Below are 15,311 nucleotides of genomic sequence, written 5' to 3' on the forward strand. Positions count from 1 at the left end.
CACAGTGCCGCCGGCCGTACGACGACCGGAGCACCCTCACCGGACGACTCTCGAAAGCGACACCGCACATCGAGCGATCGAGGAGTTGGACGACATGCAGACCCTGGCGCACTTCGGCGACGGCGGCGGACCCGGCCCGTGGATCCTGCTCTTCCCGGTGATCTGGGCGCTGGTGATCGGCGGCGGCATCGTGCTGCTGCGCCGCACGGTGTGGCGCGGACGCCGTGGCGGCCCCTGGCAGCGGCCCACCGTCGAGGGCGACTCACCCCTCGCCGTACTCGGCCGCCGCTTCGCCTCCGGCGAGATCGACGAGGACGAGTACTGGCGGCGGCTGTCCGTGCTGAACGAGGAGTTCGGCCGCAAGGGAGGCGCGGTATGACCACGACGACCGCCACGACGACCACGCTGCCCGCCGCCCGGGTCGTCGACGCGGTGAAGGTGTACGGCGGTGGCGACACCGCCGTACGCGCCCTCGACGGCGTGACCGTGACCTTCCCGGCCGGCCGCTTCACCGCGATCATGGGCCCCTCGGGCTCCGGCAAGTCCACCCTGATGCACTGCGCGGCGGGCCTGGACACCCTCACCTCCGGCACCGCCCGGATCGGCGACACCGACCTCGGCGGCCTCGACGACCGCCGGCTCACCCTGCTGCGCCGCGACCGCGTGGGTTTTGTGTTCCAGGCGTACAACCTGGTACCCACGCTCACCGTCCTGGAGAACATCACCCTGCCCCTGGATCTGGCGGGCGGGCGGGGCGACCCGGAGTGGATCGACGCGCTGATCGACGCCGTCGGACTGCGCGCCCGGCTCCACCACCGGCCCGCCGAACTCTCCGGCGGACAGCAGCAACGCGTCGCCGTGGCCCGGGCGTTCGCGGGGCGGCCGGACGTCGTCTTCGCCGACGAACCGACCGGCAACCTCGACTCCCGCTCCGGCGCCGAGGTACTGGGGCTGCTCGGACGCGCGGTGCGGCAGACCGCCCGCACGGTCGTCATGGTCACCCACGACCCGGTCGCCGCCGCCCACGCCGACGAGGTCGTCTTCCTCGCCGACGGGCGCCTGGTCGACCGCATGGAGTCCCCGACCGCCGACCGCGTCCTGGACCGGATGAAAGCCTTCGAGGTGCCCTCATGAACGCCTCCGTACGCCTCAGTGCGTCCTCCCTGCGCGCCCACCGGCGGCGCTTCGCCGGGACGTTCCTCGCCGTGTTCCTCGGCGTGGCCTTCCTGGCCGGGACGCTCGTCATGGGCGACACCCTGCGCGCGAGCTTCGACTCGATGTTCGGCGACGCGGCCCGCGGCACGGACGCCGTCGTCCGCAGCGCCGACGCCATCACCACCCCCGGCGAGAGCCAGGGCGTACGGCAGCCGGTCGCCACCGACCTGGTCGGCACCGTCGAGAAGGTTCCCGGCGTCGCCGCCGCCGTGCCCGACGTCCAGGGCGCCGGCCAGCTCGTCGGCGCGAACGGCGAGGCGATCGGCGGCCAGGGCCCGCCCACCCTCGCCGGCAACTGGATCACCGACCCGGAGCTCAACCCCTACCGGCTCGCCGAAGGGCGTGCGCCGCGGCGGTCCGGCGAGGTCGTCGTCAACCGGGGCGCCGCCGAGAAGGGCGGCCTGAGTATCGGCGACACCACGACCCTGCGCACCCCGGACCCGGTCCGGGTGACGATCGTCGGACTCGCCACGTTCGGCGGCGAGGACGGCATGGCCCAGGTGACCTTCACCGGGATGACCATGGCCGACGCGCAGAAGCACCTCACCGCCCGGCCGGGTGAGGCCGCGAGCATCCAGGTGCGGGCCGGGCCCGGTGTGACCCAGCGCGAGCTCGTCGACCGGCTGACGCCCGTCCTGCCGCACGACGTCGAGGCCATCACCGGCCAGGAGTCGGCCGAGGAGAACAACGAGATGATCTCCGGTCAGTTCCTGAGCGTCTTCACACTCTTCCTGCTGGTGTTCTCCGGCGTCGCCCTGCTGGTCGCGACCTTCTCCATCCACAACACCTTCGCGATCGTCGTGGCCCAACGCACCCGCGAGAACGCCCTGTTGCGGGTGCTGGGCGCCTCGCGCGGGCAGGTCACCGGCGCCGCCCTGGTGGAAGCCGGTGCCGTGGCCGTGACCGCATCACTGGCGGGTCTCGCGGGCGGCATCGCTATCGCGGCGGGGCTCCAGGCGCTGTTCCCGGCGATCGGCTTCCCGTTCCCCGAGGGCGATCTGGTGGTCACCGGCCTGTCGATGGCGCTGCCCCTGGCCGTCGGGATCCTGGTCTGCCTGGGCTCCGCCCTGCTGCCCGCCGTCCGCGCCGGCCGCACCGCGCCCCTGGCCGCCCTGCGCGAGACGGCCGTGGACACCTCGGGCGCCTCCCGCCCGCGCGCGATCGCCGGCACCGCGCTGGCAGCCCTGGCCCTCGCCCTCACGCTCGCCGGCGTCCTCGTGACCCCGTCGGTCTGGTTGGCCGGAACCGGCGCGACCCTGGCCCTGGTCGCGTTCGTGGTGCTCGGCCCGGTCGCCTCCTCCACCGCAGTGCGCTTCCTCGGCGGCCCGCTCGCCCGGTGGCGCGGCGTCACCGGCGCCCTCGCCCGGCGCAACGCCCTGCGCAGCCCCAAGCGCACGGCCGCCACCGCGAGCGCCCTCATGATCGGCGTGGCCGTCGTGTCGCTGTTCACGGTGTTCGGCGCCTCGCTGAAGGCGACCATGGACCAGACCGTGTCCCGGTCCTTCGCGGGCGACGTCGCCGTCAGCGCCCCCTCGTTCGGCGCGGGCGGCAGCGGACTCAGCCCGAAGCTGGCCGGGGCGATCCAGAAGCTGCCCGAGGTGGACACCGCCGTCGGACTCGGCCGGGGCGTCGCCGAGGTCGACGGCGAGGGCCGCGCCCTGACGGTCACCGACCCGGCCGCCCTGGCACGCACCTTCGACCTCGGCACGGTCGACGGCTCGCTGCGCGAACTCGGCACCGACGGCATCGCCGTCACCGAACAGGAGGCCGCCAGGCAGCACCTCACCACCGGCGACACGGCACAACTCACCTTCACCGACGGCACGAAGGAGACCTTCACCGTGCGCGCGGTCTACGGCCGCTCCGAACTCGCCGGGGACTACGTCATCACCCGCGCGGCCTGGGCCCCGCACCGCACCCAGGACTCCGACACCCTCGTCGCCGTCACCCTCGCGGACGGTGTGAGCACCGACGCCGGCACCGCGGCGGTGGAGCAGGCCGCCGCGCCGTACGGCAACCCGGAGGTCCAGACCCGCGACGCGTACGCGCGGTCCTCGGCGGGCGGCATCGACATGATGCTCACCCTCGTCTACGCGCTGCTCGCCCTCGCGGTGCTGATCGCGCTCCTGGGCATCGCCAACACACTGACCCTGGCGGTCCACGAACGCACCCGCGAACTGGGCCTGCTCAGGGCCGTCGGCCAGACCCGTGCCCAACTGCGGGCCATGGTCCGCTGGGAGTCGGTCCTGGTCGCCGCCTTCGGCACGGCCGGCGGGCTCGCCCTCGGCGCCTTCCTCGGCTGGGTCCTCGTCAGGGCCTCGGACGGCGCGAGCGACAGCGCCTTCGCCTTCGCGATGCCGCCCGCCCAACTGGCCGTCGTGGCCGTCGTGGGACTCGCCGCCGGCGCCCTCGCGGGGCTGCGCCCGGCCCGGCGCGCGGCACGCCTGGACGTACTGCGCGCCGTCGCCGCGGAGTGACGCACGCCCCGGGCGCACAACCCGGCGGCGTGCGCCCCCGATGCCCCCGAGGGGACGGTGGTCACCGCCCGGTCAACCGGCAACGGCGGACCGGGCGGGAGCATGGTCGGGCCGGAGCCCGTCGGTGGCGGCGCCGACCTCGGCGAACCGGCGCGCCGGCTTCTCCTGGACCGTGCGCCGCGAGCGGATCGAGGGCGACGTCACCACGGGGGCGGACGTCGGCAGGGTGAACCACACGACCTTGCCGGACTCGCCGTCCGGCCGGACGCCCCAGCTCTCGCTCATGGCGGCCACCATCGCGAGCCCACGCCCGCACGTCGCCAGCGGCTCCGCCTCGTCGATCACGGGCATCCGCGGATCCCCGTCGCGCACCGAGACCATGAGCCGGTCGAGCAGCAGCTCTATCTCCACGGTGCACGTCTTGTCCGGCTGGGCATGCCGGTGGACGTTGGACAACAGCTCCGTCACGCCGAGCGAGGCCCGGTCGATCAGGGGGTCGAGATGCCAGTAGCGCAACTGCGCAGATACGATTCTGCGGACCTGGCCGATCCGCGACGGCAGGGCTTGGAGCTCCACCGTGCAGTGCCTGCTTGGGTAGCTGATCACGGCTGCGACTCCCCGACGTGAGGTCCGGAAGAACACGGGATTCGGATCCAGCAGGGCGCCTGCGTGACACTGCCGCCTGCTGTCGTGGCCGGCGGGCTGGTTCGCAGCGTTATCGCCGGTAAACCCAGAGTGACGTGAGACCAGAGTGACGCAGGGGATGAGGTACCGCAACTCGCGGACATCTCAGTCGCCACGCCCCGCTGCCCGGCGCACGGCCTCGATGAAACGCCGCGCGGCCGGCGGGCCCGGCTCCCCCGGTGCGGGGTCGTGATCGCCCAGGGTGAGCAGGTACCGGTTGCCGTTGAGATCCGCCGTGGCCCGGTCCTCGGGGCCGAACCAGGGCTTGGAGGCGCGCACGGCCTGCACCGGCGCGCTGTCGATCTCACTGCCGTAACTGGTCAGCAGCTCGAGCCGGCCGTCGTTGATCCGGACCTGCCCGGCCCGGGTGAGCGACCGCAGCCGTTTCCCGATGCGCACGCCCGTGGCCCTGAACTCCGGCTCTCCCATGCCACCCGCCCCCTGTGCGTGTCGGCGTACCGGCCCGCTCGGCGCGGGTGCCCGGTACGGGCTCGTGTCCTGATCCAGTGTGCCCCGTCCGGGCGCGTCGTCCCCTCCGGGTGGTGCGCCCCGCCCGGCCCGGTGGTGCGGTGTGCCCCCGGAGGGGATGCGGTGCCGGTGCCCGGAAGTCCGCTCCGGGAGGCGGGTCGTGCCCTGCGCTCACCCCGTCCGGGGCCTTGGTCCCGCCGTGCAGTCTGCCCGCGCCCGGCGCCGAGCACCAGGGTCCGCGAGCCCCCTGCCCGGGGGCGCCCGCAGCACACTCGCGGATGCGCCCCCGAGAGTGCGCGCCCCCTTGCACCGGGTCCTGCCCCTGGGGGCGCTTTGGGGGGCTCAAAGATGCGTTTATGCAGGTGAGAAGCGTGCGCCGGGTGTCTATGATCGGAGGTGTCGGCCGCGTGACGCGTCGTCGGCGCGCAGCGATAGGAGCCCTCGTGAGCACTCCCCAGCAGACCCGGACCGGCGTGACCCTCGACGTCGACCACAGCGACCCCGGCTACCGGTCCTGGCTCAAAGAAGCCGTCCGCAGAGTCCAGGCGGACGCCAACCGCTCGGCCGACACCCACCTGCTGCAGTTCCCCCTGCCGGAGCGCTGGGGCATCGACCTCTACCTCAAGGACGAGTCCACCCACCCCACCGGCAGCCTCAAGCACCGCCTCGCCCGTTCCCTCTTCCTCTACGGCCTCTGCAATGGCTGGATCCGGCCGGACCGGCCCGTCATCGAGGCCTCCAGCGGCTCGACCGCCGTCTCCGAGGCGTACTTCGCGAAGCTGATCGGCGTGCCCTTCATCGCCGTCATGCCGCGCACGACGAGCGCCGAGAAGATCCGCCTCATCGAGTTCCACTCCGGCCGCTGCCACTTCGTGGACGACTCGCGCACGATGTACGAGGAGTCCGCCCGCCTCGCGGCCGAGACCGGCGGCCACTACATGGACCAGTTCACCTACGCCGAACGGGCCACGGACTGGCGCGGGAACAACAACATCGCCGAGTCCACCTTCCGGCAGCTGCGCATGGAGCGGTTCCCCGAGCCGGCGTGGATCGTCGCCACGGCGGGCACCGGCGGCACCTCGGCGACCCTCGCGCGCTACATCCACTACATGCAGTACGACACCCGCGTCTGCGTGGCCGACCCCGAGAACTCGTGCTTCTTCGAGGGCTGGACCACCGGCGATCCGGACGTCACCTGCGACGGCGGCTCCCGCATCGAGGGCATCGGCCGGCCCCGTATGGAACCGAGCTTCGTGCCCGGCGCGATCGACCGGATGATGAAGGTGCCCGACGCGGCCGGCATCGCCGCCGTCCGGGCCCTGGAGCGCGCCATCGGCCGCAAGGCCGGCGGCTCGACCGGCACCGGGCTGTGGAGCGCGCTGAAGATCGTCGCCGAGATGGTGTCCGAGGGCCGGCAGGGCAGCGTCGTGACCCTGCTGTGCGACCCGGGCGACCGGTATCTCGACAAGTACTACTCGGACGCCTGGCTGGCCGCCCAGGGGCTGGACATCCAGCCGTACACGGACGCGATCGACTCGCTGCTGGAGACCGGCGTCTGGCCCGACTGAGCCCGGGCCGTCAGCTGCCCAGCCGCCGGTCCAGCGCCCTCAACGCGTCCCGGAACGCGCGCGCCTGACCCGCCCGCGCCACCTTCACGGCCAGCCGGTACGGGGCCGTCCCGTCCGTGGCGAAGGTCCACCGCACCCGGGTGCCGCCGCCCGCCGGGATGAGCCGCCACTCCTCGGCTATCGCCCGCACGCCTGGCAGATTGGTGACGTCCACGCGGTAGGCGTACACCTCCGGTTCCCTCGCCGCGATGACGGTCTCGCGGAACCGGATGCCACCGGTGAGCGTGATGTCGCGCCCCGCGCCGGCGTCGACCGGTCGGGCGGCCGACACCTGGGCGAACCACCCGGCCCAGCCGGACGCGTCCGCCAGGGCGCCGTAGACCGCGTCCACCCCGGCGGCCATGTCCCGCTCGAAGACATGCCGAACGGGAGCCGTCGCGACGAAGTCGAGCCCCACCGGGCGCAGTCGACGAGGCATGGGCACAGCCCTCCTGGACGGGAGCGGGTGAAGAACCGGACGGGCCACCCTAGGAGGGTGCTGAGCCCCCGTCAGATGTCTGCGCCCTCCTCGGGCTCCCCGGCCACCACCAGCCGCCGCAGATGCTCCGTGACCACCCCGCGCGCGTCGTCCGGCAGCCCGGCGTCCGTCACGAGCGTGTCGACCCGCTCCAGCGAGGCGAACGAACTCAGCCCCACCTTGCCCCACTTGGTGTGGTCGGCGACCACGACCACGCGACGGGCCGACTGCACCAGCCGCCGGTTCGTCTCGGCCTCCGCGAGGTTCGGCGTCGACAGACCGGCCTCGACCGATATGCCGTGCACCCCGAGGAACAGCAGGTCGAAGTGGAGCGCCGCGATCGCCTGGTCGGCCACCGGTCCCACCAGCGAGTCGGAGGGCGTGCGCACCCCGCCCGTCAGCACGACCGTGGCCGCGCCCTGGCGCGGGCCCGAGGTGCGCTGCGCCGCGTGGAACACGTCGGCGACCCGCACCGAGTTGGTGACCACCGTCAGGTCCGGGACGTCCAGCAGCTGGTGCGCCAGCGCGAAGGTCGTCGTACCGCCGGACAGGGCGATCGCCGCGCCCGGCGCGACCAGCTTGGCCGCGGCACGTGCGATGTCCTCCTTGGCGGACAGCTCCAGACCGGACTTGGCCTCGAAGCCCGGTTCGTGCGTACTGGCCTCGACCACCGGGACCGCGCCGCCGTGCACCTTCTCCAGCACGCCCTGGCGGGCGAGCGCGTCGAGGTCGCGGCGGACGGTCATGTCCGACACGCCGAGCTTGCGGGTCAGCTCGTTGACCCGGACACCGCCCCGGCGGCGGACCTCGTCGAGGATCAGGGATCGCCGCTGCTCCGCGAGGAGGTTCTGATTCTCACTCACGTACGCTCCGGTCCTTTCGCCTCATTGCCGTCCGACACACCCCGCACCGGCTCCGACCAGGACATTCTTCCTGGCTCCGGTGCGAGGATGTCCCATCCTCGCATGTCGCGGCCCGGAGAGCGTCACCGCGCCCACTCGTCGCGCACATGCCACTGCCGTCCCGTCCCTGCGCTCCGCTTCATCACGGATCGGGGAGATTCCGTGACAGGAGGTGTGGGACGCCGCGGAAGTGGAGATCCTTGTGCCCGCACGGACGGAGCAGACGGCGTGTCACGGGGGAAGTGCGCATCAGTGGAACCTACACAGGAACAGGCCACACCAAGCGGAGGGGACGGCCGGGCGGCGCGACCCGGGGAGCCAGGGACCGCCCTGGAACTCCTGGTCCACGGCGTGGGCGGCACCACGCCGCAGGAGATGCTGAACGACCCGCGGACGGTGCGGATCACCGGCGACCACACCGCGGCCGTCTTCCGGCGCGCCGACGACGTCGACGCCGAGCACAGCCCGGACGACCGCCGACGCGACGGACCGGTGCCCGAGGCCTACGTCTGGTGCAACCTCACCTCCGGCAACGGCACCCGCGCCCTGTGGCTGCTGCTCCTGCCGTTCATGGTCGTCAACCTCGCCCACTGGATGCGCCCCTCCGCACACGGCCGCCGCCGCACCGTGCGCCTGTACGGGCTCCTGGTACGGCTCGCGGGGCTCACACTGACGGTGCTGCTCGTCGCCGCGGCCTGCGAGGTCGCGCTCGACCTGGCGGCCTGGCAGTGCGCGGGCACCGTGACGTGCGCGGACCAGCACTCCTGGCTGGGCTTCCTCTCACCCACCGTCTCGGACGGCGGCTGGTGGAGCGCCCCCGGCCGCAGGCTCGCCCTCGCCGCCGTCGTGCCCACCGCCCTGACCGTCCTGCTCTGGTACCTGTCCCGGCGCACATGGAGCGACTACGAGTCGCAGCAGCCCATCGAGCGTGCCCCCGAGCCCGAAGCGGAGGGCGGCCCGACCGCGCTCGGCCGGCCCGGCTTCTGGTACGGGCGCCGGCTGGTGGCCCGGCTGCGTGCCGCGCACACCGCGGCCGGCCTGATCACGGTCGCCGCCGCGGTCGGCAGCGCCGCCGCCCGTCATGACCGGGGCCCCGGAGGCCCGCCCGTACTCGACACGCTCGGGTGGGCGCTCGAAGCGGCCCTTGCCGTCTGCGCCGTCGCCGTGGTGTGGGTGGTGTGCCGCCGAGGCCGCAGCGAAAGACGCCTGGACCGCACCCTCGACGAGCGTTTCGTACGGCGTCTGCCGCTCGTCGCGCTCGTCCTGCTCGCCCTCGCCCTGCTGTACGCCGGGTGGGAGCGCCCGGGCTGGACGTCACGGGGGCGGCTGCCCGGTGACACGACCTTCGGCGCGATCGCCCTGGTGCAGGGCCTGTTGGTGATCGTCCTCGGCGTGGTGGCGTACACCCTGCACCGCACCGACCCCGACCGGCGGGCGGTGCTGCGGGGGCTGGGCGGACCCGCCGTGGCGATGCTGGCCTGCGCCCTGGGCGGTGTGATGTCCGGCGGGGTGTCCCAGCGGGTGTCCGACTGGCTGGACGGCACCGGGGCGTCGATCGACGGCCCGCCGGTGCTGCTGACCTGGCAGGCGTCCGTGATCCCGCCGCTGCTCGTCGTGTTGCTGGGGCTGTTCGGCTGGCTGGCCCACCGTGCCTGGCAGCTCGCCCGCGCCGAGCGCGTCGCGGTGGCACTCGACTACCCGGACGAGACCCAGGACCGCGCCCGCACCCGGCGTATCGCCTACACCCGCGCGATGGCCTCCCTCACCGACCGGGGCCCGCGCGTCGTCGCCGTCACCTCCGGCGTCACCCTGCTGCTCGGCGCCGGAGCCCTGGTCGGCGCCCTGGCCACCGACGAGACCCCCGGCGAGGCAGCGCAGGGCACCTACCCCGTCCTCCACGGCGCCGCCGAGACCGCGCAGGCCCTCGGCTCCTGGCTGATCGGCCTCGGCTTCATACTCTTCGTCACCTGGGGCCGGCGCGCCTACAAGGACCCCGCCGCCCGCCGCACCATCGGCATCCTGTGGGACGTCGGCACCTTCTGGCCCCGCGCCTCCCACCCCTTCGCCCCGCCCTGCTACGCCGAGCGCGCGGTGCCCGACCTGACCTGGCGGATGGCGACCTGGACCCGTGCCACCGGCGGGCGGCTGGTCATCTCCGGGCACTCCCAGGGCAGCGTGCTCGCCGCCGCGGCGGCCTGGCAACTCGCCCCGTCCGCCCGCAAACGCGTCGCCCTGCTGACCTACGGCTCCCCACTGGAACGCCTCTACGGCCGCTGGTTCCCGGCGCACTTCGGACCGGCCGCGCTGGAGTCCCTGCACCGGGACGTCGACTGCTGGCGCAACCTCTACCGGCTCACCGACCCCATCGGCGGCCCGATGCGGCTGCCCGGCGCACAGGTCGACCACGCCCCCCTGATGGATCCCCTCGCCTACGGCCGCACCGCGCTCCTGCCGCTGCCCGCGCCGATCCTCGGCCACTCCGACTACCAGGCCGACCCGGTCTTCGCCGAGGAACGCCGCGCCCTGCTGGCCCGCCTGCGGCCGACGGCCCCGCAGGGACCGGCCGACCCCGCCGAGGAGGCACCGCAGGCGCCGGACGTGCCATCGCCCCGGCACGGGGCCGAGCCCGAGCCGCCCGCCGCATAGGCGGGCGCGCCTCCTCAGAGCACCTCGGGCAGGTCCTCGGCGTAGAGCAGCGTCAGGTCGTCCGTGCTCGGCTCCGGAAGCTGGGCGACCCGGCTCGCGTGCCGCTCGACCATGGCCTCGAAGGTCTGCCGCGCGGTACGGCCGTTGCCGAACGCCGGGCCCTTGGGGAGCACCGTGAAGTACTTCCGCAGCCCCTCCGCCGCGCCCGGCGCCAGCCGATACTCGTGCTCCTCGGCCTGCTGCTCCACGATCCGCAGCAGGTCCTCGGGGCCGTAGTCGCTGAAGGTGATGGTCCGCGAGAAACGGGACGCCACACCCGGGTTGACGGACAGGAAGCGCTCCATCTCGACCGTGTAGCCCGCGACGATCACCACGACCGCGTCCCGGTGATCCTCCATCAGCTTCACCAGCGTGTCGATGGCCTCCTTGCCGAAGTCGCGGCCCGCGTCCTCCGGGGACAGCGCGTACGCCTCGTCGATGAACAGCACACCGCCGCGCGCCTTCTCGAAGGCCTCCTGGGTGCGGATCGCCGTCGAGCCGATGTGCTCGCCGACCAGGTCGACCCGGGACACCTCCACCAGGTGGCCCTTCTCCAGCACACCGAGGGAGGCGAGGATCTCGCCGTAGAGCCGCGCGACCGTGGTCTTGCCGGTGCCGGGGGAGCCGGTGAAGACCAGGTGCCGCTTGACCGAGGCCGCCTTCAGACCGGCCCGCTGCCGGCGCCGGCCGACCTCGATCATGTCCGTGAGGGCGCGCACCTCGCGCTTGACGCTCTCCAGGCCCACCAGCGCGTCCAGTTCACCGAGGACGTCCTTGGAGGAGCGGGCAGGCTGCTCGGGCTCGGCGGCCGGTACCGGGGGCTCCGGTTCGGTGCGCTGCCCGGGGAGCGCACCCAGCAGGCCGGGGGAGTGGCTCACCGTCTGCACGGCCGTCTCCGGCACGGCGGGCGCGCGCAGCCCCGCGCTCTCGTCGCTCGTGCAGTCCTCCATCAGCGGGCTCGCCCCGGACGCCGCGTCCGCGCCGCTGTCCGCGAACTCGTAACCCCCGCGCGCACACCGCTCCGTGCGGCACTTCCGCAGCGTCGTACGGCTGCCGTCGATCACATGGAAGCCGTAGCCGCCGCTGCCCGTGACCCGGCAGTTCAGGAAGCTGCCCCGGCCGCCGGCCGAGACATAGACACCGGCCTCCGCGGGGGAGTCGATGGTGCAGCGCTCCACCGTGGGGTCGGCGCCCTTGGTGACGATCACGCCGGTCTGGGTGCCGTCCACCGTGCAGTTGCTCAGCGTGCCGCCGCTGCCGTGGTCGCGGAACCAGGCGCCGGTCGCAGCGTCCCGGATCCGGCAGTCGTCGAGCTGCGCGGTCGCGCCGTCGCTCACCGACACGGCCGTGTTGCGCACCTGCGACAGGTCGGTGTCGACGACGTCGGCGCGCGAGCCGCGGTCGAGCACGAACAGCGCGTCCGGCACGTCGTGCACCCGGCAGGAGTCCAGCACCGCGGTGGCGCCGTCACTGACCCACACCGCCGGGTAGTCGCCGGTGCTGTCGAAGATCTCGCACTGGTTGGCGTCCACCCGGGTGCCCGGGTCCCACACCGACAGGCCGTTGCGCCCGAACTGCCGCACCGTGGTGCGTGTCAGCGTCAGGACGGAACGGGACCGCAGGTCGACCGCGTTCTCCGGGATGTCGTGGATGCGGCAGTCGGCGAGGGTGAGCACGGCGTCCGTGTCGAGCGTGACCCCGTCGGCCGTCGTGCGGTGCACGTCGCAGTCGGTGAGGTGCGCGGTGGCCCGGCCGGTGATCTGCACACCGCTGCCCCGGACTTCGTAGATCTCGCAGCCCACCGCCTCCAGCGCGGAGTTCTCCCCGGTCGCCGACAGGCCCGAGCCCGAGGTGTGGTGCACCCGGCAGCGCTCCAGGCGGGGATGGGCCCCGCCACGCACCGCGACGCCAGCCTGCCCGGCCGCGACGACCTCGCACTCCTCGAACACCCCGCCCGCGCCGTCCAGTACGGCGATGCCGATGCCCGCGGGGTTGTCGACCGCGCAGCGCCGCACCGTGGGCCGGGCGCTGCCGCGCACCTCGATGCCGGCCGCCGACCGCGTCACGACCCGTACGTCCCGCAGCTCCGGGGTGCCCTCCTCCACCAGGACGGCGGGGGCGGCCGCGTCCTGGCCCTCCACGTGCAGGTCCTGCACCACCGCCGAGGCGCGCACGGTCAGCGGCACACCGTCCACGGGCGCGATGCGCACCGAGCCGGGGGAACCCTCGGGACCGCGCAGGGTCACCGCGCGCTGCAGCACGAGGTTCTCCCGGTAGGTGCCGGGCGCGACGGTGAGGACGTCCCCGTCGGCCGCGGCCTCCAGGGCGGCGGCGAGCGATGCGTACTCACCCGTGCGGCGCCGCCACCGCGACGTGCCGGTGTGCGTCACCTGGACCGTGCCCTGTGCCATGGTGTAGCTGTGCCCCCACCTCGGTCGTACTGATGGCTCGTCCGCCGTCGGGGCGCTCCACCCCGGGGTCGCGACCGCGGCCGAGCCCGCCCCTCCCGGGCCTGGGCGCGCACGCGGCATCGACACCGGCGCGTCCCTGAGGCTCACTCGCGCGCGGGTTGTGCCGAACGGTTCGGCCGGACCACCGTAGCGTGCGCGCGCGTGGTGGGTTGACCAGAGCCGGAAGGCGGTCAGCTGCCGGTGCCCGTCCTGCCCCAGTCCGGGCCCGCCTTGTCCCAGGCCTGGTCCCAACGGGCGTACCGGCGGCGGACCATGCGCCAGACGATCAGCCGTCTGCCGCCCTCGACGAGACCGCCCGCCGCCAGTGCGGCGCCGAAACCGGCCAGGACCGCGTGCGTCGAGGCGGTCGCGGAGTCGAGGGGGCGGGCCACCATCCGGCCGTGCCGGTCGGTCCATATCCGGAACGTGTCGCCCTGCCGCGGGTTCTTCAGGCTCGCCAGCACCGGGCCCTGGTGCGGGGTGCCGTCCGGCGCGGTCCAGTCGGCGAGGACGCGGGTGCGCAGGTCCCTGCCCGACGATGTCTCGGGATCGGAGTCCAGGGGGGAGCGGTCCAGCTTGCGCACCACCGTGGCCGTCACCAGATGCCGCGCCTCGTGCTGGGCCCGGACGGAGCGCTGGAGGGCGTCCTGCGCGGCCTGGCCGACGAGCGAACCGGTCACCGGGGCGGCCAGCAGGATCAGCAGCAGGGCCGCCAGGGCCACCCAGGCCTCGGCCAGGTCGGTCGCGCGGCACAGCGGATTGCGCCGCCAGCGCCAGAGCCCCCTGATCGCCCGCACCGCCCGCACCCCCTTCCCGCTCCGTGATACTCCCTGTCGGGGCCGTCCACGCACGGACCCGTCGAAGAGAGAGCCACATCACCCCTCCCCGGGGCCTGTCACGAATTTCTCACACAAAACCAACGCCCTGCCCGGCGGCACGGTTCCCGTCCGGATCTCCGGCCTGTTCGAGAATGCTGACCGGGTCCCCGACCCGGATCGTGCCCCGGGACAGCGGCACCAGGTTCTGCCCGAAGACCAGCTTGCCGTCGACACGGCGGTGCCGTCCGAGGCTGTGCAGGGGCTCGCGGCCGCGCTCGCCGGTGCCCTGGTCGGTGGTGGTCACGACGCAGCGGCCGCAGGGCTTGGCCACGCGGAAGGTCACATCGCCGATGGCGAGGCGCGACCAGCCGTCCTCGGCCCAGGCCGGGGTGCCCGACACGACCACGTTCGGCCGGAAGCGGTTCATGGGCAGGGGGCCCTCGCCGGCGTACTCTCCCTGCGCGATCAGGGAGTTGAGGGCGTCGAGCGAGGCCGTCGTGGTGAGCAGCAGCGGAAAGCCGTCGGCGAACGAGACGGTCTCACCGGGGCGCGCGTACTCCGGGGTGACGGGCCTGCGCGTGGCCGGATCGTCCATGTACGCCAGCCGCACGGCGACGCCGAGGCAGGAGCTGACCCAGGCGTGCGCGGCCTGGTCCTCGGCCAGGACCGCCTCGACCTTGTCGCGGAAGATCTCCACCGGCACGGTGGCGGACGACGACCGGGGGACGGACACGGTCAGCGGCGGCACGCCGGGCGCGGACAGCCGGACGCCGCCACCGGGACTGGGCTCGGCGGCGACCAGCGCGAGGCGCGGCAGCAGCCGTTGTGTGACGACCTTTCCCCCGTCGTCGATCAGTACCCAGCGCCGGTCTCCGGTCGGCCCCCAGGGCTCCACGGCGACCTCCCGGAGCGCGACGCCCCGGACCGCCTTGACCGGATGAACATGGATCGAGTGCAGGTGAGCGTTCCCCATGGGGCCATCGTGCCAGCCGGCACCGACAGCCCCCGGAGGTCGGCTCAGTACCCGCGGTACTGCTGGTTGTTGTACGGGTCCTGATAGGGAGCCGGGGCCGGCCGGGGAGCCGCGGGGCGCATCGCCTCGTAGCCCGCGGGGGCCGCCGGGCGCGGCTGCTGCGGGCCGGGGTAACCGCGCGGAGCGGTGGCCTGCTGCGGGATGTACGCCGCGGGTGCCTGCTGCAGCGGTGCGGGCTGCTGCGCCTGCGGATAGCCGTAGGCGGGCTGGGAGGGCGCTGCCGGAAGGGCGGGCAGGGCCGAGGGCAGCGCGGGCAGGTGGCTGCCCGGCATGTCGTACTGAGCGGGGACCCGGATCGGGGCGATCTGCGGGGTGCCCCGCTCGGCGACGAGCCTGTCGTAGATCGGGGTGTCCGGGAAGGAGGCGGAGTAGTAGCCGCCGCCATAGGTGGAGCGGGGGGAGGTCATGGCACATAAGTTAAGCCCACGATGTGCTGGTTGGGGAGACCGATAAGAGGGTTGTTTTCCGTGTCCGCAGTGACCCGGGATCCCCAA

Annotated in this window: 13 protein-coding genes; 5 read left to right on the plus strand and 8 right to left on the minus strand. The window is 73.7% G+C overall.

From position 1 onward, the window contains the following. Nucleotides 1-94 precede the first annotated feature (94 nt). Genes ACFZDE_RS02200 through ACFZDE_RS02210 form a run of 3 tightly spaced genes read left to right on the plus strand, consistent with a single transcriptional unit; the run spans nt 95 to nt 3,692 of the window. Nucleotides 95-379 (plus strand): SHOCT domain-containing protein, encoded by a 285-nt coding sequence (locus ACFZDE_RS02200; RefSeq protein WP_390991069.1) that lies wholly within the window; start codon nt 95-97, stop codon nt 377-379. Continuing rightward, entirely contained in the window at nt 376-1,134 is a 759-nt protein-coding gene (locus ACFZDE_RS02205) for an ATP-binding cassette domain-containing protein (RefSeq protein WP_391196591.1), read from the plus strand. Before ACFZDE_RS02200 ends, ACFZDE_RS02205 begins: the two co-directional genes overlap by 4 nt. Next, a complete protein-coding gene (locus ACFZDE_RS02210; protein WP_391196593.1) occupies nt 1,131-3,692 on the plus strand; it encodes an FtsX-like permease family protein in 2,562 nt (853 codons plus the stop codon). The genes ACFZDE_RS02205 and ACFZDE_RS02210 overlap by 4 nt, the downstream gene beginning before the upstream one ends. Before the next feature lie 72 nt (nt 3,693-3,764). Here ACFZDE_RS02210 and ACFZDE_RS02215 read toward each other — a convergent pair whose 3' ends face one another. Both ACFZDE_RS02215 and ACFZDE_RS02220 read right to left on the minus strand, forming a co-directional pair. Then, entirely contained in the window at nt 3,765-4,298 is a 534-nt protein-coding gene (locus tag ACFZDE_RS02215) for an ATP-binding protein (protein WP_390991061.1), read from the minus strand. Between the two features lie 183 nt (nt 4,299-4,481). After that, nucleotides 4,482-4,805: a hypothetical protein gene (locus tag ACFZDE_RS02220; RefSeq protein WP_391196596.1), complete on the minus strand. Its 324-nt coding sequence runs from the start codon at nt 4,803-4,805 to the stop codon at nt 4,482-4,484. A gap of 482 nt (nt 4,806-5,287) precedes the next feature. On the opposite strand from ACFZDE_RS02220, the gene ACFZDE_RS02225 reads away from it, so the two are divergent. Continuing rightward, a complete protein-coding gene (locus ACFZDE_RS02225; protein WP_390991056.1) occupies nt 5,288-6,412 on the plus strand; it encodes a pyridoxal-phosphate dependent enzyme in 1,125 nt (374 codons plus the stop codon). 10 nt (nt 6,413-6,422) lie between these two features. Here the strand turns inward: ACFZDE_RS02225 and ACFZDE_RS02230 are convergent, their stop codons facing one another. Both ACFZDE_RS02230 and ACFZDE_RS02235 read right to left on the minus strand, forming a co-directional pair. After that, entirely contained in the window at nt 6,423-6,890 is a 468-nt protein-coding gene (locus ACFZDE_RS02230; RefSeq protein WP_390991053.1) for an SRPBCC family protein, read from the minus strand. A gap of 71 nt (nt 6,891-6,961) precedes the next feature. Continuing rightward, a complete protein-coding gene (locus tag ACFZDE_RS02235; RefSeq protein WP_391196598.1) occupies nt 6,962-7,792 on the minus strand; it encodes a DeoR family transcriptional regulator in 831 nt (276 codons plus the stop codon). Nucleotides 7,793-8,083: 291 nt separating this feature from the next. Here ACFZDE_RS02235 and ACFZDE_RS02240 point away from each other — a divergent pair, with 291 nt between their 5' ends. Continuing rightward, nucleotides 8,084-10,477, plus strand: a complete 2,394-nt coding sequence (locus tag ACFZDE_RS02240) for a hypothetical protein (protein ID WP_391196599.1) — start codon at nt 8,084-8,086, stop codon at nt 10,475-10,477. Between the two features lie 14 nt (nt 10,478-10,491). On the opposite strand, the gene ACFZDE_RS02245 is transcribed toward ACFZDE_RS02240, so the two are convergent. From ACFZDE_RS02245 to ACFZDE_RS02260, 4 genes are all read right to left on the minus strand, one after another. Continuing rightward, nucleotides 10,492-12,927, minus strand: a complete 2,436-nt coding sequence (locus ACFZDE_RS02245; protein ID WP_391196601.1) for a right-handed parallel beta-helix repeat-containing protein — start codon at nt 12,925-12,927, stop codon at nt 10,492-10,494. Between the two features lie 230 nt (nt 12,928-13,157). Then, the gene (locus tag ACFZDE_RS02250) at nt 13,158-13,763 is read right to left on the minus strand and encodes a hypothetical protein (protein WP_390991042.1); all 606 of its coding nucleotides are present in this window, start codon (nt 13,761-13,763) and stop codon (nt 13,158-13,160) included. 109 nt (nt 13,764-13,872) lie between these two features. Continuing rightward, nucleotides 13,873-14,757 (minus strand): MOSC N-terminal beta barrel domain-containing protein, encoded by an 885-nt coding sequence (locus tag ACFZDE_RS02255; RefSeq protein ID WP_391196604.1) that lies wholly within the window; start codon nt 14,755-14,757, stop codon nt 13,873-13,875. A 44-nt stretch (nt 14,758-14,801) separates the two neighbouring features. Continuing rightward, a complete protein-coding gene (locus ACFZDE_RS02260) occupies nt 14,802-15,224 on the minus strand; it encodes a DUF6643 family protein (RefSeq protein WP_031111223.1) in 423 nt (140 codons plus the stop codon). Nucleotides 15,225-15,311: the final 87 nt, after the last annotated feature.

The organism is Streptomyces sp. NPDC007929, from assembly GCF_042959065.1.
Taxonomy (GTDB): domain Bacteria; phylum Actinomycetota; class Actinomycetes; order Streptomycetales; family Streptomycetaceae; genus Streptomyces.